Below are 21,143 nucleotides of genomic sequence, written 5' to 3' on the forward strand. Positions count from 1 at the left end.
GCCCGGCACACGGGCCAGCGTCAACCGCCCGCGCGCCGGACCTTGTGGCCCTGCTTGTGCAGCGCGGCCATCACGCGCTCCACATGGTCGCCCTGCACCTCGATCACGCCTTCCTTCACGGTGCCGCCGCTGCCGCACGCGGACTTGAGCTGCTTGCCCAGTTGCTCCAGCGCCGCGGCATCCGCCAGCACGCCCTTGACCACGGTGACGACCTTGCCTCCGCGGCCCTTGGACTCACGCGACACGCGCACGATGCCGTCGCCCGCAGGCACGGGCCGGCTGGATGCGCAGCTGCACTGCGCCACGGGCTGGCGGCAGCCGGGACACATGCGGCCCGCGTCGGTGGAATAGACCAGCCCGCTCAGGCTGCCCAGGTCACGCAAGGATTTCATGGAAGGGACAAAGGTTCTCTGCAGATGCGCCCGGCACACTAGCGCAGGATGGTGAAACCCGGCAAGCACGGGGCCATCCCGGGCCGCCAGCCACCGGCGCCACCCCGACTGCGGCGACAATGCGCGACTGTCTCCCATGCCCGCGCCGCTGCCCTGCGCGCACCTTGCGCGCCGCGCCGGCGCCGTTCGCCCATGTCCTTTGCCTCCCTCGGCCTGTCCCCGGCCCTCGTCCACGCTGCCAGCCAGCTGGGCCTTTCCACGCCCACGCCCATCCAGGCGGCGGCCATACCGGCCATCCTGCAGGGCCAGGACCTGCTGGGCGCCGCGCAGACGGGCTCGGGCAAGACCGCCGCCTTCGCCCTGCCCCTGCTGCAACAGCTGCTGCCGGGCGCCGCCACCGGATCGCGGCGCGTGCGCGCGCTGGTGCTGGTGCCCACGCGTGAACTGGCCGCCCAGGTGGGCGAGGTGCTGCGCAGCCTGGCCCAGCACCTGCAGCAGCCGCTCAAGGTGGCCGTCGTATTTGGCGGCGTCTCCATCAACCCGCAGATGCTGCGGCTGCGCGGCGGCGCCGACATCGTGGTGGCCACGCCGGGGCGCCTGCTCGACCTGGTGCAGCACAACGCGCTGCGCCTGTCCGCCGTGGAGCACCTGGTGCTGGACGAGGCCGACCGCCTGCTCGACCTGGGCTTTGCCGACGAGCTGAACCGCGTGCTGGCCCTGCTGCCCGCGTCGCCCGGGCAGCGGCAGAACCTGTTCTTCTCAGCCACCTTCCCGGCGGCGGTGCAGGCGCTGGCCGACGGCCTGCTGCACGACCCGGTGCGGGTAGAAGTGCCCCACACGCCGGGCAGCGAGCCGGCCATCGAGCAGCGCGCCATTGCCGTCGATGCCCGTCGCCGCACGCAACTGCTGCGCCACCTGATCCAGGCGCACGGCTGGTCGCGTGTGCTGGTGTTCGTCGCCACGCAGTACGCGGCCGAGCATGTGGCCGAAAAGCTCTACCAGGCCGGCATCTACGCCACGCCCTTCCACGGCGGCCTGAGCCAGGGCACGCGCAGCCAGGTGCTGCAGGAATTCAAGGACGAGCGCTGGCAGGTGGTGGTGACGACCGACCTGGCCGCGCGCGGCATCGACATTGCGCAACTGCCCGCGGTGGTCAACTTCGACCTGCCGCGCTCGGCGGTGGACTATGTGCACCGCATCGGCCGCACGGGGCGCGCGGGCGAGGCCGGCGTGGCCGTGAGCTTCGTGACGGCGGACGCCGAGGCGCATTTCCGCCTCATCGAAAAGCGCCAGCACCTGGCCCTGCCGCGCGAACAGATCGCGGGCTTCGAGCCGACCGAGACGGCCGCGCCCGCGCGCGTCACCGATCCCCACGGCACGGGGGGCATCAAGGGCAAACGCCCCAGCAAGAAGGACAAGCTGCGCGCTGCTGCAGCGGCGGCGGCTGCCGACGCCCAGGGCGGAAAGCCGCCTCAGTCGTCGGCCTGAGGCGCCTGCTCCTGGCGGGCCGGCGGCTCCTGGCGGTGGCCGTGGCAGGCCAGGATCTCCAGGTAGAACTGCGTCCCGCCCTCCTTGGCCAGGGCATCGACCCGCTGGATCAGCGAACCCACGGGCACCGGCACGGCGGTGTCCTGGCTCGGGCCGAACTTGCAGTCGAAGCCCCAGTAGTCCACGCCCTCGGGCAGTGCGCGGCCGCGCTCGCGCCGGAGGTATTTGCGGATGGCGTGCTTGGTGGCGTCAAGCACGCGGTCGGGGTTCTTGCCTTCGATATGGAGCTGGAATGTCTTGCGCATGGAAGTCCTTCAGTGCGGAGAAATCGCCCGGGAGCCTGTGGGACTTGGAGCGTCGATAGCGCCGGCGGCCCCGCAGGGGGCGCGGTGCGCAGGGGCGTGATTATGCGGCGCGGCCCTGCGCCCTTGGGCAAAGCCCGGTATCCTGCGCCAGGACTTTTCATGCGCACCACCCACACCACTCCCAGCAAAGAGCAGATCGCCATGCTCGCCCCCTTCGAGCGCCTGGGCCTCGACCGCATCCACCTGGTCGCCACGCCGGCCCAGGCCGAGAAGGCCTGCGCGGCGCTGGCCGCCGTGCCGGTCTGGGGCTTCGACACCGAATCCAAGCCCACCTTCGTACAGGGCGAAGTCTCCGACGGCCCGCACATCGTGCAGTTGGCCACCGAGGAGCGCGCCTGGGTCTTCCAGCTGCACGACCCCGGCTGCCGCGCCCGCGTGGCCGAACTGCTGGCCCTGCGCGGCGTGACCAAGGCCGGATTCGGCCTGGGCGACGACCGCAAGCGCATCAGCGCCAAGCTGGGCGTGGAGCCCGAGGGCGTGCTGGAACTCAACGCCGTGTTCCGCAAGCAGGGCTACCGCAAGGACATGGGCGTCAAGGGCGCCGTGGCCGTGCTGTTCCAGCAGCGCTTCATCAAGTCCAAGAAGGCCGCCACCTCGAACTGGGCCAACCCACGCCTGACCGAATCGCAACTGGTGTACGCCGCCAACGACGCCTGGGCAGCGGCGCGCGTGTTCCACGCGCTGGGCCTGCCAAGCTGACTGCGCCAGGGCCCAAACTTCAAGTGTTTTAGGCCTCCAGCGCTTATACAGCAATCGCCAGCAGCTATCAAATTTGATGACTACTGCGCCGACTGCCCACGCAGCGGCGCCAACAGGTCGCGCAGGCCGTTGTGGTCCAGCTCGTACATGAGCGCCAGCAGCTGGCCGATCTCGCCACGCGGAAAGCCTTCGCGCGCGAACCAGTGCAGGTAGTTGGCCGGCAGGTCGGCGATGACCGTGCCGCGGTGCTTGCCGAAGGGCATCTCGCGCGTGAGCAGCAGTTGCAGCCGCTGCGCGTCGCAGCCGGGAATGTCCATTACATGCCCAGCCCGCCGTAGCGAAACGCCATGCCCGTGAGCGCAAAGCCCATCGACAGCAGCGTGACGGCCGCCACATGCCAGGCCATCAGCGGCAGCGTTTCGGCGCGCAGCGTGGGGATCACCCGCAGGCGCGCATGGGCGGCCACCAGCGCCGTGGCGGCCAGCAGCGCCAGCTTGAGCGCCACGGCGCGCTCCAGCGGCGCATCGGGGCTGAACCATTGGCCCCAGTCGGGTACGAGCTGCAGCGCCATCCACAGGCCCGTGGCCACCTGGATGGCCAGTGCCGGCATGCCCACATGCTCGTAGCCCTGCTCGAAGTCCAACAGCACCTGGGGCGAGCGCTGGCGCAGCGCGCGCGGCAGCACGGTGAGGGCCAGCACCAGGTGGCCGCCGGTCCACACGGTGGCGGCCAGCAGGTGCAGGGCAAAGACATAGGGGTACATGGTCGCGCCCTTGGCCGTGCGGTTCAGGCGCGGCGTGCCTGCAGCGGGTAGGCCGGGTCGGTGTAGCCCGGCGTGGAGGGATGGCCGGGCGCCACCAAGCTGTCGATGAGCGCCTCGTCCTCGGCCGTGACCGCGTAGTCCAGCGCGGGCAGATAGTCCTGCCACTGCGCCAGCGTGCGCGGCCCGGCGATGACGGAGCTGACGCCGCGGTGCGCCAGCACCCAGGCCGTGGCGAACTGCGCCAGCGTCACGCCGCGCGCCTGGGCGTGCTGCATGAGCCGCTGCGCGATCGCGAGCGATTCCTCACGGAACTCGGTCTCGCCCAGGCGGCGGTCGCCGCGTCCGGCGCGCGAGCCGGCCTCGGGTGCATGGCCCGGCAGGTACTTGCCGGTGAGCACGCCGCGCGCCACCGGGCTGTAGGGCGTCACGCCCAGGCCGTAATGCTGGCAGGCCGGCAGGATCTCGACCTCGGGCATGCGGTTGAGCAGGTTGTAGTACGGCTGGCACACCACGGGGCCGGGCATGCCGATGCGGCGCGCGCCGTGCACCAGCTCGGCGATGCGCCAGGCGCGGAAGTTGGACACGCCCCAGTAGCGGATCTTGCCGGCGCGCAGCAGCGCCTCGATGGCGAACAGCGGCTCCTCCAGGTCCATGCCCTCGTAGTCGCGGTGCAGGTACAGGATGTCCACATGGTCGGTCTGCAGGCGCTCCAGGCTGGCCTCCACCTCGCGCAGCATCCAGCTGCGCGCATAGCGGCTTTCGTTGGGCCGGTCGGACATCTTGTTGCCCAGCTTGGTGGCCAGCACCCAGTCGTGACGCTGGCCCTGCAGCAGCTTGCCCAGCATGCGCTCGGACGCGCCCTTGGTGTACACGTCGGCCGTGTCCATGTAGTTCACGCCCTGATCGCGCGCGTGGGCGATGATGGCTGCGGCCTCGGCCTCGCCGGTCTGGTCGCCGAACATCATGGTGCCCAGGCACAGCGGGGACACCAGGAGCTGGCTCTTGCCTAGATGGCGGTATTGCATGGGTGCGCCCTCTTGCGAATGGTTTCAGTAATGCGGCGGCAGCTCGTCGCGCAGGTTGCGCACGGCCGCGCCGCCGCCGCCCTCGGGCATCTGCTGGCGCAGTTGCACCACGGTGCGCGCCAGCTCGTCGAGCTGTTGCTGCTGGCGGTAGATGGTCAGGTTGAGCTGGTCCAGCAGGTCTTCGGTGAAGGCGGCCTTGACCTCCAGCGCCTCGATGCGCTGTTCCAGCTGCTGCGTGCGCTGCGCGGTATCGGTCATGCCCGCTCAGCCGGCCAGGGCCTGCGCCAGGCGGGCCACGCCTTCGCGGATCCTGGCCACGTCCGCCGTCGCGAACGACAGGCGCAGCGTGGACGGGTCCGGGTTCTGACTGAAGAACGGCGTGCCCGGCACGAAGGCCACGCCCTTGTCGATGGCGCGCTTGGCCAGCGCACCCGCGTCGCGCTCCTGTCCGCGCGCGCCCGTCAGGCGCACCCAGAGGAACAGGCCGCCGCGCGGCTGCACGAACTGCACCGCATCGCCCAGCTCGGCACGCAGCGCATCGCCCATGGCCTGGGCGCGCTCGGCATACACGGCGCGCACATGGGCCAGGGTGGCGGGCATGGCGCCGCTCTTGAGGTATTGCGCGGCCGTGGCCTGGGCATAGGTGCTGGTGTGCGCGTCGCTGAACTGCTTGCACATCACGGCGCGCGCCAGCAGCTCGGGCGGCGCGACCAGCCAGCCCACGCGCAGGCCGGGGGAGAGCACCTTGGAGAGCGAGCCGCAATGCGCCAGCCATTCACGGCTGCCGGGCACCTGGCTGGACAGCGCCAGCAGGCTGGGCGGCGGCGGCTCGCCAAAGTACAGGTCGCCATAGGGGTCGTCCTCCACCACCAGCACCTGGTGGCGGGCCGCCAGCTCCAGCACGCGCTTGCGGCGCTCCAGCGTGAGCGTGGCCCCGCTGGGGTTGCCGAAGGTGGGAATCAGGTAGACCAGCTTGGGCGCGTGCTCGACGATCAGGCGCTCCAGCGCATCGGGCTGCACGCCCTCGCCGTCGATGGGGGCGCTGATCACCTCGGCGCCATACAGGCGGAAGCACTGGATGGTGGCCAGGAACGTGGGCCCCTCGACGATCACCTTGTCGCCGGGGTTGATCATGGTCTTGCCAAGCAGGTCCAGCGCCTGCTGGCTGCCGGTGGTGACCACGAGCTGCTCGGGCGCCAGCGCCGCCACGCCCTTGGCCTGCATGAAGGCGGCCAACTGCTCGCGCAGCGGCTGGTAGCCCTCGGTGGCGCCGTACTGCAGCGCGGTGCCCGGCTCCTCGTCCAGCGCGCGCTCGGTGGCGGCGCGGATGCCGGCCACGTCGAACATGGCGCTGTCGGGGAAACCACCCGCAAAGCTGATGATGCCGGGCTTGCCCAGCAGCTTGAACAGCTCGCGGATGGCGGAGGTTTCTACGTTGTTCAGTCGGTCGGCGAATTGCATGGGCGGAAGGCTCCCGGTGGGCGGAATGGAAAACGCGAAGCGCCCATTGTCGCCAATCCCGCCGCAGCTTTCCGTCAATCGGGCCCGATCAATCGACCCGTATGTCCGAGCGCGCCGCCACCGCGCGCATCAAAGGCAGCTCGCGCTCGATGCGCTCTTGCAGCGCGCTGCCCGGGCCCCAGGCGGGCGAGAGGCCGATGTCCACCAGCTTCTGGCGCAGCGCGGCATCGGCCATCACGTCGGCCAGGGCCTTTTCCACCTTCAGCCGGATGGGCGCGGGCAGCCCGGCGGGCGCCAGGAAGGCGAACCAGGTGTCCATGTGAAAGCCCGGAAAGCCGCTCTCGGCCACCGTGGGCACCTGGGGCAGCAGGGGCAGGCGCTGCGCGCCCAGCGTGGCGACGGCGCGGATCTTGCCGGCCTTGATGAGCGGCGTGGTGGCCACCACCGTGTCCACCGCCAGCTGCACCTGGCCGCCCATGAGCGCGGTGAGGCTGGGCGAGCTGCCGTTGTAGGGCACATGCATCATGCGCAGCCCCGTGGCGGTCTTGAGCATCTCGCCGCCGAAGTGCACCGACGAGCCCGTGCCGTACGAGCCGTACGAGAACCGCTGCGGCGCCGCCTGGGTCTGCGCCACCAGCTCCTGCAGCGTGCGGCCCGGGGTGTCGCCATGCGCCACGAGCACCAGGCCCATGTCGGCCACCAGGCCCAGCGGCGTGAAGCTGCGCAGCGGGTCGTAGGGCAGCGACGCGCGGATGGCCGGGTTGTGCGTGAGCGTGGTGCTGGCGCCCAGGAACAGCGTGTAGCCATCGGGCTGGGCCTTGGCCACCAGGCTGCCCGCCACCACGGTGCCCGCGCCGGGGCGGTTCTCGACAATCACGGGCTGGCCCAGCCGCTCCGTCAGGCCCGTAGCCAGCAGCCTTCCCAGGATGTCGGTGGCGCCACCGGGGGCAAAGGGCACGATCAGCTTGATCGGCCGGTCGGGATAGCCCTGCGCGAAAGCGGCGGGGGCGGCAAGCGCCGCCGCGCCCGCCGCGAGGCAGGCCAGAAAACGGGTACGGGTGAGCAAGGCCATGGCACGGGTCTCCTTTGTAGTAGGTCTGGGAAATGGGGGGGCTCAACCCAGCAGCGGGCTGCGCTGGCGCGCATAGCCGCTGGCCTGGTCGTAGGCGTGGCCGATCTGCAGCACGGCCAGGTCGGCCTGGGCGGGCCCGATGATCTGCAGCCCCGCGGGCAGGCCCTGCGGCCCGAAGCCCGCGGGCGCCGCCAGGGCCGGCAGGCCGGCCATCGTGGCGGGCACCACGGCCTGCATCCAGCGGTGGTAGGTGTCCATGGCGCGGCCGCCCACGGCGTGGGGCCAGTCGAGCGTGGCGTCGAACGGGAACACCTGGGCGGCCGGCAGCACCAGGAAGTCGCAGGAATCGAACAGGCGGCGCAGCGTCTCGTACCAGGCCGAGCGCACGCGGGCCGCGTCGTACACCTGCATGGCGGACAGGGCGCGCCCGCGCTCGATTTCCCACAGCGCCTCGGGCTTGAGCTGCGCGCGCCGGGCAGGGTCGTCGTACAGCGCGCCATTGGCGCCCGCCACGCTGAAGCTGCGCAGGTCGATCCAGGCGCGCCACAGGCGCTCGAAGTCGAAGGCGGGCAGCACCTCCTGCACCACGCAGCCCATCTCGGTGAAGTGCCGCAGCGCGGCGCGGCAGGTGTCCAGCAGGCCCGGCTCGGTGGGCAGGTGCCCCCCCAGATCGCCCAGCCAGCCGATGCGCGCGCCGCGCCAGTCGCGCGCCAGCTGCGCGCCCCAGTCCTGGCGCCCTTCACCGCGGCGCGTGAGCGGCAGGCGCGCATCGAACCCCGCCTGCACCGACAGCAGCAGCGCCAGGTCCGGGATGTTGCGCGCCATGGGCCCCGCCACGCTGAACTGCTGGAAGAACACCTCTTCCGTGGGCCCGTGCGGCACGCAGCCCGCGGACGTGCGCAGGCCGTAGACGTTGTTGAACGCCGCCGGCGTGCGCAGCGAGCCCATCATGTCCGAGCCGTCGGCCACGGGCAGCATGCGCAGCGCCACGGCCACGCCCGCGCCGCCGCTGCTGCCGCCGGCCGAGCGCGTGGGATCGAAGGCATTGCGCGTGGTGCCATAGACCGGGTTGTAGGTGTGGCCGCCCAGGCCGAACTCCGGTGAATTGCTGCGCGCCACGAACAGGCTGCCGCCGGCGCGCATGCGCTCGAAGATGACGGCGTCGGCCTGCGACACCTGCCCCGCGAAGAGCGGCGAGCCCTTGGTCGTCACCATGCCCGCCACGGGCATGATGTCCTTGGGCGCCTGCGGAAAGCCGTGCAGCGGGCCCAGGCTCTGGCCCTTCGCCAGGCGCTCGTCCAGTCCGCGCGCCTGGGCGCGCAACGCATCGCGGTCCACGGGTGCCACCAGGGCATTGACCACGGGGTTGATCCGGTCGATGTGCGCGCAGTACGCCTCAAGCACCTCCACGCACGACAGTTCGCGCGCATGGATGGCCCGTGACAGCTGTGTCGCCGTCCACTCGACGATCGCGTTCGCGCGGGCCGATGGGGTGAATGAATCCATGAAACTCCTCATGCTGGGCAGCCAAATGCCAGGGCAGGATACGCAGCCCCTCGTTTTCCGACAATCGACGTTTTCTTGATGCCGCCTTGCGTTTTACGCAAGGCATGAAAGGTCTGACATGCTTGCCCACCGCCTGCAGGACACCGCGCTGCGCTACTTCCTTGAGGTCGTGCGCGCGGGCTCGGTCAGCGAGGCCGCCGTGCGGCTCAGCGTCACGCCGTCGGCCGTGAGCCGCCAGGTGGCGGGCCTGGAGGAACAGCTGGGCATTCCGCTGTTCGAGCGCCGCCCGCGCGGCATGGTGCCCAGCCCCGCGGGCGAGCTGCTGGCGGCCCACGCCCGGCGCGGCGCCCTGGAGGCCGACCGCGTGGTGTCGGACATCCAGGCGCTGCAGGGGCTGCGGCGCGGGCTCATCCGCGTGTGCGCCTCGGGGGGCTTCGCGATCGAGTTCCTGCCGCGCGCGATGGCGCTGTTTCGCGCGCAGCACCCCGGCATGCAGTTCCACCTGCAGGCGGCCACGCCGGCCGCCGTGACCCAGGCCGTGCTGGACGGCGACGCCGACATCGGCCTGACCTACAGCCGCGCGGCCGAGCGCGACATCGATGTGCAGCACCACCAAGTCTCGCCCGTGATCGCCATCATGCGGCCCGACCATCCGCTGGCCTGCCACGCCAGCGTGACGCTCGCGCAGATGCACCCCTACCCCATCGCCCTGCCCGATGACGACAACACCGCGCGCCAACTGTTCGACATCGCCTGCAGCCACCGCCGCCTGGTGTTCGAGCCGGCGCTGGTCACCGGCCAGTTCGAGGCGCTCACGCATTTCGTGCTGCATGGCGGCGGGCTGTCGCTTGGCGGCGAGGTCACCGTGCGCGAGCGCGTGCGCCGCGGCGAGCTGCACGCCGCGCTGATCCGCGAGCGCGCCCTGAGCCACCGGGCCATCGAGCTGCAGACGCTGGCCGGCCGCACCCTGCCCGAGGGCGTGCGCGCCTTCCTCTACCATCTGCGCGCGCTGCTGCCCGCAGCGGAACCGACGACAACGCACAACGCCCCATGACCCGCATGAAAACCACGGACATCGAGCCCTTCTTCGCCACCCTGAAGGCCGCCAACCCCATGCCCAACACCGAGCTGGAATACACCACGGTGTTCGAACTGCTCGCCGCCGTACTGCTGTCGGCCCAGGCCACGGACGTGGGCGTGAACAAGGCCACGCGCCGCCTGTTTCCCGTGGCGGGCACGCCCCAGGCCATCATCGACCTGGGACTGGAAGGCCTGGAGGACTACATCAAGACCATCGGCCTGTACCGCACCAAGGCCAGGAACCTGATGGAGACCTGCCGCATCCTGGTGCAGCAGCACGGCGGCCAGGTGCCGCGCACGCGCGAGGCGCTGGAGGCGCTGCCCGGCGTGGGCCGCAAGACGGCCAACGTGGTGCTCAACGTGGCCTTCGGCCAGCCCACCATGGCGGTGGACACGCATATCTTCCGCGTGAGCAACCGCACCGGCCTGGCACCCGGCAAGAACCCGCTGGCGGTGGAGATGCAGCTGCTCAAGCGCGTGCCGCCGGCGTACGCGGTGGACTCGCACCACTGGCTGATCCTGCTGGGCCGCTACGTCTGCCAGGCGCGCAAGCCGCGCTGCTGGGAATGCGTGGTGGCGCCGTACTGTGGCTACACGCCCAAGACGCCGGCGCCGTGATGGCGCTCGGGAGTTGAAAGCCAAACAGGCCTGCAGCGCTTATCCATCAAGCGCAATAAGCTCCTATTTATATAGCAAAATCAGTCACTGGGGCCGGCCACGCCGGCCGAGGCAAAGCTGGCCATCTCGCGCAGCACGCGGCAGGCGGATTCCAGCAGCGGCCAGGCCAGCGCGGCACCCGAGCCCTCGCCCAGGCGCAGCTGGAGCTGCAGCAGCGGCTCGGCCTGCAGCGCCTGCAGCATGTGCACGTGGCCGCGCTCATCCGAGCGGTGGGCGAACACGCAGCGCTGCAGCACATGCGGCCGCAGGCGGGCGGCCACCAGCACGGCGGCGCTGGTGATGAAGCCGTCGACCACGACCACGCGGCGCTCGCTGGCGGCCTGCAGCACGGCGCCGGTGAGCGTGGCCACCTCGAAGCCGCCCAGCGCCGCCAGCGCGGCCAGCGGTTCGGTGGCGCCGGCGTTGGCCGCCAGCGCCTGCTCCAGCACGGCCCGCTTACGCGCGACGCCCGCGGCGTCCAGCCCCGTGCCGGGGCCCACGCATTCGGCCAGCGGCACGCCGGCCAGGCGCGCCAGCAGCAGCGAGGCGACGGAGGTGTTGCCAATACCCATCTCGCCCAGCAGCAGCGCATTGCCCGGCATGGCGCGCACGATGTCCATGCCATGGGCCAGTGCCTGTGCGCATTGCGCCTGCGTCATGGCCGGGCCGATGCTCGCGTCCTGCGTGCCGGCGGCGACGCGGCAGCTCACAAGGCGCGGCATGCCGGGCTGCGTTGCACGCGCCGTGATTTCGCGCGCCACGCCGCAGTCGGCCACGGTGAGCTGCAGCCCGTGCTGGCGCGCCAGCACGCTCACGGCGGCGCCGCCGGCGAGGAAGTTTTCCACCATCTGCCAGGTCACGTCGCTCGGATAGGCCGACACGCCACGCGCGGCCAGGCCATGGTCGGCCGCGCACACCAGCATCTGCGGTGCCTGCAGCGCGGGCGCCTCGCTGCCCAGGATCTGGCCCAGGCGCAGCATCAGCGCCTCCAGCCGGCCCAGGGCGCCCAGGGGCTTGGTCTTGTGGTCGATCAGGTGCTGCAGGCGCGCCGTGAGGGTGGCGTCGGTCAGGTCGCAAACGGGGGGCAGAAAGGCATTCATGTCGTGTTCAACGGTGAGCAAAAAGGCTGGGGACGGCCCGTGCGTACGGGCAAGGGCCGGGGCCCGGTTTAGGCCTGGGGATGACGGATGTGCTGCGCCGCCGCCTGGTCGCGCTGCAAATGGGCGATGAGCGGCTGCTGGTCGTCGCGCTGGCCCCATTGCTCGAAGAACACCAGGTCTTCCATGGGCAGGCGCGGCAGCCAGCCGGCGGTCTCCAGCTCGGGCTTGGCGTGAAAGTGGCTGACATGGCCCACGCACAGGTAGGCAACGGGGATGATGTCCTGGGGGATGCCCAGCGCCTCCTGCAGGTCGGCCTGGTGGAAGATGCTGACCCAGCCCACGCCCAGCCCCTCGGCGCGCGCGGCCAGCCACAGGTTCTGCACGGCGCAGACGCTGCTGTACAGGTCCATGGTCTTCATGTGCGTGCGCCCCAGCACCACGGAGCCGGTGCGCGCGCGGTCGCAGGTGATGCAGATGCCAAGGGGCGCCTCGACGATGCCTTCGAGCTTGAGGCGCTGGTACGTCGCGCGCCTGTCGCCGTCGAACATGTCGGCCGCCTCGGCGTGCGCCTTGGCAAAGGCGGCGTGCACCCGGCGCTTGGTCTCGGGCGCGCGCACCACCAGGAAGTTCCAGGGCTGCATGAAACCCACCGAGGGCGCGTAGTGCGCGGCGGTGAGAATGCGGCTGAGCGCCTCATCGGGCACCGGCCTGGGCAGGAACTGCCCGCGCACGTCACGGCGCGAAAAAATGGTCTGGTAGATGGCGTCGCGGGCCTCTTGCGTGAAGGCGTGAACGCTCTGCGTGGCTGGCGCCGGCGCGCTGGTATTCATGGCAGTCCCCTGTGCGTGAATCAACGACGCACTGCCCGGCCTTGCAGCACGATATGAATGCTCAGGCCGGTCTTCTGGCTTGGATTCACCTGACCCGCCGCGCCTTCCCGGCCTTGGCGGCCAGTGGCATCGTGCGGGGGTCATCGTCCTTACAGCGTTGGGCACGCAGCGGATTCGCACCGCCTTCCCGATTCTCCCGTTGCCTCAGCGGCAGCGGGCACCTGAGGGCGGCGATGATAGCAGCGCGCCCTCTACGCGCGGGCGATCAGCGCTTGCAGCACGCCCGGCTCCGTATGCCGGGCCAGGCAGTCGGCCAGGGCATCAAACACCTCATCCAGCGTGGGGGCTTGCGCGCCAAACAGCGCGCGCACCACGGCGGGGTCCTCAAACATCCCATGCAGGTACAGGCCCAGCACATGGCCCGCCGAGTTCTGCCAGGCCAGGCCGGGCACCACCTCGCGCGCCACATCGCCCTGGGCGGCCATGGCCGGGTGCTGCGCGGTCTGGCCGTGGTGGATTTCATAGCCCTGCACTTCCCCCCCTGCCAGCGCCTGCCACGCACCCTGCACCGCGCCGAAACGCGTGCGCGTGGGCCGCACGGTCTTGGCGGCCTCGAAGCTGGTCACCAGCGGCAGCAGGCCCAGGCCGGGCGCATTGCCATCCACGCCCACGGTGTCGATCAGCGCCTCGCCCAGCATCTGCAGGCCGCCGCAGATGCCCAGCACGCGCCCGCCGCGCGCGGCGTGGCGGGCGACCGCCGCATCCAGCCCCTGGGCACGCAGCCAGGCCAGGTCCGCCGCCGTGGCCTTGGAGCCGGGCAGGATGATCCAGTCGGCGCCGTCCACCTCGGCCGGGCAGCGCGCCCAGGTGAGCTGCACCCCCGGGACGTTCTTCAGCGGCTGGAACTCGTCCAGGTTGCTGATGCGCGGATAGGCGACGACGGCGATGCGCGTGTGAATGGCGCCCTGGCCGGTGCTGCGGGCGTCGAACACGCCGTCTTCCTCGGGCAGGCCGTGGTGCCACTGCATGGGGATGGTGGCGACCACGGGCACGCCGGTCTTGTCCTGCAGCATCTGCGGCGCGGGGGCCAGCAGCGCCGCGTCGCCACGGAACTTGTTGAGCACGAAGCCGTGGATGAGCGCGCGCTCGTCCTCGGGCAGCAGCGCCCAAGTGCCGTACAGGTGGGCGAAGGCGCCGCCGCGGTCGATGTCGGTCACCAGCAGGCAGCGCGCCTGCGCATGCCGCGCCACGCGCATGTTGACCACGTCGCTGGCCATGAGGTTGATCTCGGCGGGCGAGCCCGCGCCCTCGATGACCACCACGTCGTTCTCGGCACACAGCGCGTCGAGCGCGGCCGCGATCTGCGGCCACACGCGCTGGCTGCGCCCGCGCCAGGGCAGCTGCGAGAGTTCGTCGCTCACCTGCCCCAGCAGCACCACCTGGCTCTTGGTGTCGGCCTCGGGCTTGAGCAGTAGCGGGTTCATGCGCACGTCGGGCACGGCGCGCGCGGCCAGGGCCTGGAAGTACTGCGCGCTGCCGATCTCGCCAAAGGCGTCGCCCTCGGCGGCCACCACGCGCGCGTTGTTGCTCATGTTTTGCGCCTTGAAGGGCGCCACCTTCAGGCCTTGGTTGGCGTAGTGGCGGCACAGTGCCGTGGCCAGCCAGCTCTTGCCGGCGCCGCTGCTGGTGCCCAGCACCATGATGCAGGAGGCGGTCATGGATCGTCCTTCTTGTCGTTGTTCAGGGTTGCGGCAGCCGCACCATGCGGTCGAGGATGCGCCGCAGGGCCTCCTGCGAGTCGGTGCACAGGCCCGTGTGCACGGGCGATGTCTGGATGATGCTGCTGCGCTTGGCCGTAAGCCAGTGAAAGCGCGCGCGCAAGGGCAACTGCGCGATCGGGCCGCCTTCGGGCACGCCCGCACAGATGGCGACGATGGCCTGCAAATGGCGGCGCACGGTCTGCACGTCGGCCCGCGGGTCCAGCGCCAGCAGGCGCGGCTCGTCCAGTTCCACGGCCGCCTGCAGGAAGCGCGTGCGCTGGCATGAAACGATCACGCCCGCGTTGATGAACTCTTCGCGCTCCACGCGCGGCACCACCCGCACGATGGCGTAGTCGTAGACCTCAGCCGCGGGCATCAATCGCTCCTTGCAGCCAGCGGCCGCGCTCGGCCAGGCGCGCCTCGAAATAGCGCACGTAGGCCGCGCGGTGCGCGGCGGGGTCGGCCAGCGCACCATCCGCATGGTCGGCGGCAGCCTGCTCCAGAAAGCTGTCGGGTACGGCGGCCACGCAGGCCTGCAGCGCCTGGCGCGTGAGCAGCGGCGCCAGTTCGGCGTCGACCCGCGGCAGGGCATCGGCCAGCGGCAGCAGCACATGCTCGGCAATGGGGGCGAAGGGCTTGGCCGCATCGGCCACCGTACCGTTCCAGGCATGGTGAAAGCTCAGGCTGGCGCCATGGTCGATGAGCCAGGGCATGCGGTGCCACATGAGCAGGTTGGTGTTGCGCGCGGTGCGGTCCACATTGCTCACCAGGGTGTCGAACCACACCAGGCGCGCGGCGAAGTCCGGTTCCACCACGTCCACGCAGGGGTCGAAGTTCACGGCGCCCGACAGGTAGTCCAGCGCCACGTTCAGCCCTCCGCTGGCGCGGATCAGCTCCTGTATCTCGGGGTCGGGCTCGGTGCGCGCGAGCTGGGGGTCGAGCCGCGCCAGCACGATCTCGGGCACGGGCAGGCCCAGCGCGCGGGCGATGCCGCCCGCGATGATCTCGGCCATGAGCGCACGCACGCCCTGGCCCGCGCCGCGGAACTTGAGCACATAGGTACCCTGGTCGTCGGCCTCGACCACGGCGGGCATGGAGCCGCCTTCACGCAGCGGCGTGACGTAGCGCTCCACCAGGATGGTGCGCAGGGCTGAAGGTTCGGAATGCATGCGGCACATGGTAGCGGCAGGGTCGCGGCCGGCCTCACGGCAGCGCCGCGCCCGGCCGGCATTCCTGCCACGCCTGCAGCAGCGCCTGCTGCGCCTCGGGCGCGAGCACGCCCAGCCGCACATGGCCGGGCAGCCCGAAGGACGCGCAGTCGCGCAGCTTGATGCCGCGCGCGCGCAGCGCCTGCAGCGCGCGCTGCAGGGCGGGCAGGTCGTCCGCCGCCAGCGGGCGGGCGGTGAAGAAGTTGGCCAGGCTGCCCGGCAGCACGGCCCAGCCCAGTTGCGCGCACAGCCGCAGCTGCGCGGCCTTCCAGCCGCGCAGCTGGTCGAGCGAGCGCGCCAACCAGTCCTGCGTGTCGGCCCGCACCCAGGCGCCAAGCAGCGCCACGCCGTCCGCCCCCAGGGGCCACGAGGGGGCCAGCGCCTGCACGGCCGCCACGCTGCCGTCCTGCACGGCCGCAGGCGGCGCAATGGCGTAGGCGGCGCGCACGCCGGTCAGGCCCAGGGCCTTGTTGGGCGTCAACATCTGCCACACATCGCCGGGCACGGCGTCGGCAGCAGCGGCAACGGCCGCATCCAGGCGCAGCGGGGCGTAGGCGCGGTCGATCACGCGCAGCGCGCCGGGCGCGGCGCCGGCCTGCGCCCAGCAGGCCAGCGCGGCATCGCGCGTGCCCAGCGGGCTGGCGGGCTCGCAGGCCCAGTGCAGCGCGGGCGCTGGCTGCGCAGCCGCCCCCGCACCGTTCTGCAACCCCCAGGTGCGCGCGGCCCTCAGGTAGTCGCCATAGCCATGCGCGGGCACGGTGGCGTGGCGCAGACCGCTGCGCGCGGCAAAGGCGCTGATGCGGTGGATGAACTCGCTGGCGCTGGCGGCGATCACGATGCGCTCGGCCGCCACGCCATGGAACGCCGCCAACTGCGTCCGCAGCGCCGTGTAGGCCGGGTCGGGGTAGTGGCGGCGGTCGGCCTGCTGCAGGGCCGCCAGCGCCTGGGGACTGGGGCCGCAGGCGTTGGCATTGGTGGAAAAGTCGTACCGCGGCACGCCCAGCGCATCCGGGCCGCCGTGCAGGGGAAATGGCTCAGGCATGGGTGCGCACTATAGCTATCAATACAATAGCTGCCAGCGCAACAGGGATAAGCGCCGCAATCGATTTGGATGCCAAATCCACGGCACACTGCGTGTCCGCGGCCTGGGCCGAGCGCCCCGGGGCATTCAGCGCATACGCGCCGGGCTTGGACAGCCGCACCCCCAGCGCCAGCGCCATGGCCGCCATGGGCCAGCCGCCGTTGGGCGATGGCGTGGTGCGGGCCTGCGCGCGCAGGGCGCCCCAGCGCACGGCGCCACGCGCCACGGCGTACAGCAGCAGCGCCGTCAGCCGCGCGGGCAGCCACGACAGCACGTCGTCCGCCCGCGCCGCCCACTTGCCAGCCCACTGCCAGTAGCGGCCGCCGCGCATGCCCGGGTAGCCCCACATGGCGTCGGCCGTGTTGGCAAAGCGGTACAGCGCCGCCCCCGGCAGGCCCAGCAGCACGAACCAGAACAGCGGCGCGACCACCGAATCGCTGAGGTTCTCGGCCAGGGATTCGATGGCGCTTTCGCGCACCGTGACGGCGTCGAGCCGCTGCACGTCGCGGCTCACCAGCCAGGACAGCCGCTCGCGCCCGGCCGCCAGCGATTCGGCCAGGGCGGCCTCCACGGCCAGCACCTCGGTGCGCAGCATGCGCCAGGCCAGCAGCGGCTTGAGCAGCAGCGCCAGTACGGCGGCGGCGGCCCAGCCCGGCAGGTACGCCAGGGCAGCCTGCTGCAGTGCGGCAGAAACTATCAAAACAATAGCTGCAAGCGCACACCACACAAGCGCTGCAAGCCAAAAAGCCCCTAAATCCCGCTCCGTTGCCTGCCCCGGCGCCACCCGCGCACCACCGGCCCCCAGCGCCCGCCCCATCCACACCACGGGGTGCAGGGGCACGGGCGGCTCGCCCCACCAGCGGTCGATGGCCAGCGCCAGCAGCAGGGCCGCGGCGGGCACGGCGTAGTCCAGAGTCCCAAAAACCATGGGGCGAGCCTACCGCGAATGCGGCCGCCCCATGCCGGAACGCCAGGCAGACGATCCATGTCACACCTGTTACCAATCCAATGCGCCAGATACAACATACATCGACCGCCCGTCCTGCCCCAGGCTCCGCTCGTCCACGCATGGGGTGGCAGCCAGGCACACCCTACCTAGCATGCCCGGCATGCAATCCCTGTGCGCTCCCTGTAACACACCAAGGCTCCCTGCCCGCGCCTCTCAATCCGCCCAACGCGGCTTCACGGCCATCGAGTTGATGGTGACAGTGGCCATCATGGCCGTGCTGGCCGCGCTGGCCGCGCCCAGCTTCACCCCGCTCATTGAGCGCTGGCGCGTGCGCCAGGCAGCGCAGGAGCTGGAATCCACCCTGTACTTCGCCCGATCGGAGGCCATCAAGCGCGGCGGCGGCGTGTCCATCCTCAAGTCCAGCGACATGGACGGCTGCACCAACGCGGGCAGCAACACCCTGTGGGGCTGCGGTTGGGAGGTTTTTGCCGACGCCAACGGCAATGGCACCAAGGATGCCGGCGAGACATCCCTTCAGCTCACCGCTCCCCCAAACCGGGTCGCGATCGAGCTGACCGGCAGCAATGGCTACCTCACCGTGGACCGCTGGGGCATGCTGGCGCACGGCGGCGGCGCCCCCACCGCCCTGGACTTCCTGCTCACGCCCCAGGGCAAGGACGCAAACGCTAATGGCGCGACCCGGCTGTGCACCGGCACCGGGGGGCGCATCGTGCAAGTGAAGGGGAGCGACTCATGCTCCTGACGCTCCACACCCGAGAGGAGAGACACCATGCGCACTGCCTCCCCACGTCCACCGCACTGGCCCAGCAACGGCTTCACGGTGATCGAGCTCATGGTGACAGTCGCGGTGCTGGCGGTGCTGGCCGCATTGGCCGGCCCCAGCTTCACGCCCCTCATCGAACGCTGGCGCGTCATGCAAACCACTGAGCAGCTCAAGCACACCCTGTACTACGCGCGTTCCGAGGCCGTCAAGCGCGGCGGTGGGGTGGTCATCCAGAAGCTGCCCAACAACACCAGCGGCTGTACCACGGCGAAGCAGGACCGCGAATGGCATTGCGGCTGGTTCGTCTGTGCCGACACCAACGACAACGGCCGCTGCACCACCAGCGAGCCCGTTCTTCAACGCTACGACACCCCTGCCAATGTGGAGGTTCTCCGCACGGGTGGAGCGGCCACCATCAAGCTCAACCGTTGGGGGCTGGTGAGCGGTCCCTGGCTCGGGTTCAGCCTGACTCCCATGAATAAGGACATGAACGATCCCGCCGCTCGCGGCGTCTGCATGAGCTCCGGCGGACGCATCCGAGTCATTCCCCCAGAGGCCATTCCATGCACCCCCTGAAACCCATGCAAGCAGCACAGCCCCCCTACCAGCGTGGCATCACCCTGATCGAATCGCTGGTGGCCATCGCCATCGCCGCCCTGGGCGTGCTGGGCGTACTGGGCATGCAGATGCGCACCCTGAGCGACACGCAGACCACCGTGCGCCGCGCCCAGGCCATTCGGCTGATCGAAGACCTGAGCGAGCGGCTGAAGGTGCACCCCAATGCCCTCAACGCCGTCAACCCCTTGGCCGGAGGCACGGCCAGCTACATCGGCGACACCTGGAATGCGGCGCTGAGTGCACCCGGCACCAACTGCGCCGCCGCCTCATGCAACCCAGACCAGCTTGCCGCCTACGACCTGTGGGCCTGGCGCACGCTGGTGCGCGACAGCCTGCCCGCAGGCGACGGTGTCGTCTTCCTCACCGAAGGCGAGGACGGGGCCACCGGCAACCAGCGCCAGTTGGGCGTCATGCTGCGCTGGCGCGAAAACGAGCGCGCCGACGCCAATACCGCCTTCAAGGACAACATTGACGCCACCAAGACCAAGAGCGGCAGCAGCTTCATCAGTGGCACCGGCAAGACCACCCTGGACAGCGGCTGCAGCGTGGGGGGCTTCACCTGCCACCTGCAATACATCCCCATCAGTGCCCGCTGCGCCCCCGACTTCTGGGGCGGCCAGACCTGGTACTTCTGTGCAGGTGCCTGACACACACCCAACACCCTCCGCAAGGTACACCGCATGACCCCATCCAAGCACCCCGCCGCACGCCGCCAGCGCGGCGTCACCCTCGTCGAACTAATGGTCGGCCTGGCCCTTGGCCTGCTGACCGTCGCCGTTGCCATGGGCGCACTCATGGTCTCACGCGGCGTCAGCGGCACCGTCAGCGACGCCAGCGAGATCCAGCAACAAGGCGCCTATGCCATGCGCGTCATCGGCCAACAGATGCGCCAGGCAGGCTCACTACGCCTCGACCTCTATCCGCCCGCTGCCCGCGCCGCCGCCGCCAGCGACGCCTTCGACCACCTGCTGCCCGTGGCGCTGGAGGCCCGCGCCGCAGCGGCATCCGGTGAAGCCACCGGCTGGGAGCCAGCCACCGACACCATCAGCGTCCGAAACGGCGGGCCCATCGTCGGCTATGCCAACTACACCGAGAATCTCACCACCGGCAACGGCTCCCAGGCCGTCAACTGCCTGGGCAGCTCGGCAGGCACCGCCACGCGCAGCAACTTCCGGCTGAGCGGTACCGAGCTGCAATGCGGCGATGGCACCAATGCCTTCCAGCCCATCGTGCGCAATGTCGCCGCCTTTGAGGTGCGCTACCTGCTGCAGGACAACAGCACCAATCCCGGCATCCCCCGGATCAGCTATGTGGCATCCGCCCCCACCGACCCTGCCAGCTGGCCCAAGGTACAGGCCATCGAGGTCTGCCTGGAACTGTTCGGCGACGAGCCCGTGGACCTGCCTGCTGACAGCGAATACACGGGCTGCACCGGCCAAGTCCAGTACAGCACCCTTACCGGCCAGCGCGCCCGGCGCATCCACCTGAGCTTTCGCAACGTATTCCAGTTGCGCGGCCAGGGTCTGGCCGGCACCGTGCTCTAACCATGGACGGAAACACCACCATGCCGCAATGCATGCCAACCACCCCATGCCACCCGCGCCATAGGCACCGCGAGCGCGGCGTCGCCCTGTTCGTCGTCCTGGTCTTCGTCATGCTCTCCATGCTGCTGGCGCTGTGGGCATCGCGCACCTCGCTGTTCAATGAGCTGGTCGTGGGCAACGACGCCGACCACCAGCGCGCCACCGAAGCCGCCCAGGCCCTGCTGCAAGACGCGGAGATGGATATACGCGGCGAACGCGCCGACGGCAGCAACTGCACCGGAACTGCCCCCGTCTGCCGCGGGGGCGGTACCACCAATTTCCCCGTGGAAGCCAAGGACGTCGCCAGACTGCTCGCCGATCTGGAGGGCATCAGCACCGGCCTTCGCTGCAGGGATGGGCTGTGCCTAAAGCGCACCGGCAACCAGGACTTCTGGAACGAGAGCGTCAGCCTGACCGCCATGCAAGACGCGGGCGTGCGCTACGGCACCTACACCGGCGCCCAAGTAGGTGACGCCAATGCACCCGCCAACCCCATCCTGCGCAACACCGATGCAGGTCAAGGCGGCTGGTATTGGATTGAAGTGCTGCCCTACACCCCCGACGCGGCCAACGCCAATGTCCTTGCCGGCTCTGCCGACTACCTGGCGCCCAACATCCAGCCCAACGTGATCTACCGCGTCACCGCCATGGCCCAAGGCCGCAAGGAGAACACGCGGGTTGTCCTGCAGCAAACCTATGTGCGGCACAGGCTCAAGGACTGA

Annotated in this window: 25 protein-coding genes and 1 riboswitch; of the genes, 9 read left to right on the forward strand and 16 right to left on the reverse strand. The window is 70.5% G+C overall.

Going from position 1 to position 21,143, the window contains the following annotated elements; translation table 11 throughout:
- Positions 1 to 20: 20 nt before the first annotated feature.
- Positions 21 to 392: a translation initiation factor Sui1 gene (locus BP68_RS15995; RefSeq protein ID WP_496373547.1), complete on the reverse strand. Its 372-nt coding sequence runs from the start codon at positions 390 to 392 to the stop codon at positions 21 to 23.
- A 192-nt stretch (positions 393 to 584) separates the two neighbouring features.
- On the opposite strand from BP68_RS15995, the gene BP68_RS16000 reads away from it, so the two are divergent.
- Positions 585 to 1,880, forward strand: a complete 1,296-nt coding sequence (locus tag BP68_RS16000) for a DEAD/DEAH box helicase (RefSeq protein ID WP_496373549.1) — start codon at positions 585 to 587, stop codon at positions 1,878 to 1,880.
- On the opposite strand, the gene BP68_RS16005 is transcribed toward BP68_RS16000, so the two are convergent.
- A complete protein-coding gene (locus BP68_RS16005; RefSeq protein ID WP_496373551.1) occupies positions 1,865 to 2,185 on the reverse strand; it encodes a DUF6172 family protein in 321 nt (106 codons plus the stop codon). The two genes, BP68_RS16000 and BP68_RS16005, sit on opposite strands and share 16 nt — an antisense overlap.
- Positions 2,186 to 2,344: 159 nt before the next feature.
- Between BP68_RS16005 and BP68_RS16010 the strand changes: the two genes are divergently transcribed.
- Positions 2,345 to 2,944, forward strand: coding sequence for a 3'-5' exonuclease (locus BP68_RS16010; protein WP_496373553.1), 600 nt, complete (start codon positions 2,345 to 2,347; stop codon positions 2,942 to 2,944).
- Between the two features lie 80 nt (positions 2,945 to 3,024).
- Here the strand turns inward: BP68_RS16010 and BP68_RS16015 are convergent, their stop codons facing one another.
- From BP68_RS16015 to BP68_RS16045, 7 genes are all read right to left on the reverse strand, one after another.
- Positions 3,025 to 3,261 carry a DUF3820 family protein gene (locus BP68_RS16015; RefSeq protein ID WP_496373555.1) on the reverse strand — a complete coding sequence of 79 codons (237 nt, stop codon included), beginning with the start codon at positions 3,259 to 3,261 and terminating at the stop codon, positions 3,025 to 3,027.
- Complete coding sequence (locus BP68_RS16020; protein WP_496373557.1) at positions 3,261 to 3,707, reverse strand: CopD family protein; 447 nt, start codon at positions 3,705 to 3,707, stop codon at positions 3,261 to 3,263. Before BP68_RS16020 ends, BP68_RS16015 begins: the two co-directional genes overlap by 1 nt.
- A 23-nt stretch (positions 3,708 to 3,730) precedes the next feature.
- Positions 3,731 to 4,732 carry an aldo/keto reductase gene (locus BP68_RS16025; RefSeq protein WP_496373559.1) on the reverse strand — a complete coding sequence of 334 codons (1,002 nt, stop codon included), beginning with the start codon at positions 4,730 to 4,732 and terminating at the stop codon, positions 3,731 to 3,733.
- A gap of 24 nt (positions 4,733 to 4,756) precedes the next feature.
- Positions 4,757 to 4,990 (reverse strand): SlyX family protein, encoded by a 234-nt coding sequence (locus BP68_RS16030; RefSeq protein ID WP_496373561.1) that lies wholly within the window; start codon positions 4,988 to 4,990, stop codon positions 4,757 to 4,759.
- A 6-nt stretch (positions 4,991 to 4,996) separates the two neighbouring features.
- A complete protein-coding gene (locus BP68_RS16035; protein WP_496373563.1) occupies positions 4,997 to 6,193 on the reverse strand; it encodes an aminotransferase-like domain-containing protein in 1,197 nt (398 codons plus the stop codon).
- A gap of 88 nt (positions 6,194 to 6,281) precedes the next feature.
- The gene (locus BP68_RS16040; RefSeq protein WP_496373565.1) at positions 6,282 to 7,265 is read right to left on the reverse strand and encodes a Bug family tripartite tricarboxylate transporter substrate binding protein; all 984 of its coding nucleotides are present in this window, start codon (positions 7,263 to 7,265) and stop codon (positions 6,282 to 6,284) included.
- A gap of 42 nt (positions 7,266 to 7,307) precedes the next feature.
- On the reverse strand, positions 7,308 to 8,771 hold the full coding sequence (locus BP68_RS16045) for an amidase (protein WP_496373567.1): 1,464 nt from the start codon (positions 8,769 to 8,771) through the stop codon (positions 7,308 to 7,310).
- A 118-nt stretch (positions 8,772 to 8,889) separates the two neighbouring features.
- Between BP68_RS16045 and BP68_RS16050 the strand changes: the two genes are divergently transcribed.
- Together BP68_RS16050 and nth are read left to right on the forward strand one after the other, a co-directional pair.
- Positions 8,890 to 9,825 carry a LysR substrate-binding domain-containing protein gene (locus BP68_RS16050; protein ID WP_496373568.1) on the forward strand — a complete coding sequence of 312 codons (936 nt, stop codon included), beginning with the start codon at positions 8,890 to 8,892 and terminating at the stop codon, positions 9,823 to 9,825.
- Positions 9,826 to 9,830: 5 nt separating this feature from the next.
- Positions 9,831 to 10,469 (forward strand): endonuclease III, encoded by a 639-nt coding sequence (gene nth / locus BP68_RS16055; RefSeq protein ID WP_496373715.1) that lies wholly within the window; start codon positions 9,831 to 9,833, stop codon positions 10,467 to 10,469.
- Positions 10,470 to 10,549: 80 nt separating this feature from the next.
- Here nth and cobT read toward each other — a convergent pair whose 3' ends face one another.
- The 7 genes from cobT to cbiB all read right to left on the reverse strand — a co-directional run bounded on the left by cobT (position 10,550) and on the right by cbiB (position 17,415).
- A complete protein-coding gene (gene cobT / locus BP68_RS16060) occupies positions 10,550 to 11,608 on the reverse strand; it encodes a nicotinate-nucleotide--dimethylbenzimidazole phosphoribosyltransferase (protein WP_496373569.1) in 1,059 nt (352 codons plus the stop codon).
- A gap of 68 nt (positions 11,609 to 11,676) precedes the next feature.
- Positions 11,677 to 12,438: a 5,6-dimethylbenzimidazole synthase gene (gene bluB, locus BP68_RS16065; protein WP_496373570.1), complete on the reverse strand. Its 762-nt coding sequence runs from the start codon at positions 12,436 to 12,438 to the stop codon at positions 11,677 to 11,679.
- Positions 12,439 to 12,485: 47 nt separating this feature from the next.
- Positions 12,486 to 12,678: riboswitch (cobalamin riboswitch) on the reverse strand.
- Positions 12,679 to 12,689: 11 nt separating this feature from the next.
- A complete protein-coding gene (locus BP68_RS16070) occupies positions 12,690 to 14,156 on the reverse strand; it encodes a cobyric acid synthase (protein ID WP_496373572.1) in 1,467 nt (488 codons plus the stop codon).
- A 22-nt stretch (positions 14,157 to 14,178) separates the two neighbouring features.
- Positions 14,179 to 14,574 carry a DUF3037 domain-containing protein gene (locus BP68_RS16075; RefSeq protein ID WP_496373574.1) on the reverse strand — a complete coding sequence of 132 codons (396 nt, stop codon included), beginning with the start codon at positions 14,572 to 14,574 and terminating at the stop codon, positions 14,179 to 14,181.
- Positions 14,561 to 15,346 carry a HipA family kinase gene (locus BP68_RS16080; RefSeq protein ID WP_496373717.1) on the reverse strand — a complete coding sequence of 262 codons (786 nt, stop codon included), beginning with the start codon at positions 15,344 to 15,346 and terminating at the stop codon, positions 14,561 to 14,563. The genes BP68_RS16075 and BP68_RS16080 overlap by 14 nt, the downstream gene beginning before the upstream one ends.
- A 55-nt stretch (positions 15,347 to 15,401) precedes the next feature.
- Positions 15,402 to 16,448, reverse strand: coding sequence for an aminotransferase class I/II-fold pyridoxal phosphate-dependent enzyme (locus BP68_RS16085; RefSeq protein ID WP_496373576.1), 1,047 nt, complete (start codon positions 16,446 to 16,448; stop codon positions 15,402 to 15,404).
- Positions 16,441 to 17,415 carry an adenosylcobinamide-phosphate synthase CbiB gene (gene cbiB, locus BP68_RS16090; protein WP_496373578.1) on the reverse strand — a complete coding sequence of 325 codons (975 nt, stop codon included), beginning with the start codon at positions 17,413 to 17,415 and terminating at the stop codon, positions 16,441 to 16,443. Before cbiB ends, BP68_RS16085 begins: the two co-directional genes overlap by 8 nt.
- A gap of 181 nt (positions 17,416 to 17,596) precedes the next feature.
- Here cbiB and BP68_RS16095 point away from each other — a divergent pair, with 181 nt between their 5' ends.
- From BP68_RS16095 to BP68_RS16115, 5 genes are read left to right on the forward strand one after another with little or no spacing between them, the layout of a single operon-like run.
- Entirely contained in the window at positions 17,597 to 18,199 is a 603-nt protein-coding gene (locus BP68_RS16095) for a GspH/FimT family pseudopilin (RefSeq protein ID WP_496373580.1), read from the forward strand.
- Between the two features lie 27 nt (positions 18,200 to 18,226).
- Entirely contained in the window at positions 18,227 to 18,796 is a 570-nt protein-coding gene (locus BP68_RS16100) for a GspH/FimT family pseudopilin (RefSeq protein ID WP_496373582.1), read from the forward strand.
- Complete coding sequence (gene pilV / locus BP68_RS16105; RefSeq protein WP_496373584.1) at positions 18,784 to 19,485, forward strand: type IV pilus modification protein PilV; 702 nt, start codon at positions 18,784 to 18,786, stop codon at positions 19,483 to 19,485. Before BP68_RS16100 ends, pilV begins: the two co-directional genes overlap by 13 nt.
- 33 nt (positions 19,486 to 19,518) lie before the next feature.
- On the forward strand, positions 19,519 to 20,382 hold the full coding sequence (locus BP68_RS16110) for a prepilin-type N-terminal cleavage/methylation domain-containing protein (protein WP_496373586.1): 864 nt from the start codon (positions 19,519 to 19,521) through the stop codon (positions 20,380 to 20,382).
- Between the two features lie 32 nt (positions 20,383 to 20,414).
- Positions 20,415 to 21,143: a pilus assembly PilX family protein gene (locus BP68_RS16115; protein WP_496373588.1), complete on the forward strand. Its 729-nt coding sequence runs from the start codon at positions 20,415 to 20,417 to the stop codon at positions 21,141 to 21,143.

The organism is Diaphorobacter oryzae DSM 22780 (assembly GCF_059568935.1).

Coding starts and splice junctions, on each gene's coding strand:
- BP68_RS15995 (WP_496373547.1), bottom strand. CDS start 392: ATGAAATCCTTGCGTGACCTGGGCAGCCTGAGCGGGCTGGTCTATTCC.
- BP68_RS16000 (WP_496373549.1), top strand. CDS start 585: ATGTCCTTTGCCTCCCTCGGCCTGTCCCCGGCCCTCGTCCACGCTGCC.
- BP68_RS16005 (WP_496373551.1), bottom strand. CDS start 2,185: ATGCGCAAGACATTCCAGCTCCATATCGAAGGCAAGAACCCCGACCGC.
- BP68_RS16010 (WP_496373553.1), top strand. CDS start 2,345: ATGCGCACCACCCACACCACTCCCAGCAAAGAGCAGATCGCCATGCTC.
- BP68_RS16015 (WP_496373555.1), bottom strand. CDS start 3,261: ATGGACATTCCCGGCTGCGACGCGCAGCGGCTGCAACTGCTGCTCACG.
- BP68_RS16020 (WP_496373557.1), bottom strand. CDS start 3,707: ATGTACCCCTATGTCTTTGCCCTGCACCTGCTGGCCGCCACCGTGTGG.
- BP68_RS16025 (WP_496373559.1), bottom strand. CDS start 4,732: ATGCAATACCGCCATCTAGGCAAGAGCCAGCTCCTGGTGTCCCCGCTG.
- BP68_RS16030 (WP_496373561.1), bottom strand. CDS start 4,990: ATGACCGATACCGCGCAGCGCACGCAGCAGCTGGAACAGCGCATCGAG.
- BP68_RS16035 (WP_496373563.1), bottom strand. CDS start 6,193: ATGCAATTCGCCGACCGACTGAACAACGTAGAAACCTCCGCCATCCGC.
- BP68_RS16040 (WP_496373565.1), bottom strand. CDS start 7,265: ATGGCCTTGCTCACCCGTACCCGTTTTCTGGCCTGCCTCGCGGCGGGC.
- BP68_RS16045 (WP_496373567.1), bottom strand. CDS start 8,771: ATGGATTCATTCACCCCATCGGCCCGCGCGAACGCGATCGTCGAGTGG.
- BP68_RS16050 (WP_496373568.1), top strand. CDS start 8,890: ATGCTTGCCCACCGCCTGCAGGACACCGCGCTGCGCTACTTCCTTGAG.
- nth (WP_496373715.1), top strand. CDS start 9,831: ATGAAAACCACGGACATCGAGCCCTTCTTCGCCACCCTGAAGGCCGCC.
- cobT (WP_496373569.1), bottom strand. CDS start 11,608: ATGAATGCCTTTCTGCCCCCCGTTTGCGACCTGACCGACGCCACCCTC.
- bluB (WP_496373570.1), bottom strand. CDS start 12,438: ATGAATACCAGCGCGCCGGCGCCAGCCACGCAGAGCGTTCACGCCTTC.
- BP68_RS16070 (WP_496373572.1), bottom strand. CDS start 14,156: ATGACCGCCTCCTGCATCATGGTGCTGGGCACCAGCAGCGGCGCCGGC.
- BP68_RS16075 (WP_496373574.1), bottom strand. CDS start 14,574: ATGCCCGCGGCTGAGGTCTACGACTACGCCATCGTGCGGGTGGTGCCG.
- BP68_RS16085 (WP_496373576.1), bottom strand. CDS start 16,448: ATGCCTGAGCCATTTCCCCTGCACGGCGGCCCGGATGCGCTGGGCGTG.
- cbiB (WP_496373578.1), bottom strand. CDS start 17,415: ATGGTTTTTGGGACTCTGGACTACGCCGTGCCCGCCGCGGCCCTGCTG.
- BP68_RS16095 (WP_496373580.1), top strand. CDS start 17,597: ATGCAATCCCTGTGCGCTCCCTGTAACACACCAAGGCTCCCTGCCCGC.
- BP68_RS16100 (WP_496373582.1), top strand. CDS start 18,227: ATGCGCACTGCCTCCCCACGTCCACCGCACTGGCCCAGCAACGGCTTC.
- pilV (WP_496373584.1), top strand. CDS start 18,784: ATGCACCCCCTGAAACCCATGCAAGCAGCACAGCCCCCCTACCAGCGT.
- BP68_RS16110 (WP_496373586.1), top strand. CDS start 19,519: ATGACCCCATCCAAGCACCCCGCCGCACGCCGCCAGCGCGGCGTCACC.
- BP68_RS16115 (WP_496373588.1), top strand. CDS start 20,415: ATGCCAACCACCCCATGCCACCCGCGCCATAGGCACCGCGAGCGCGGC.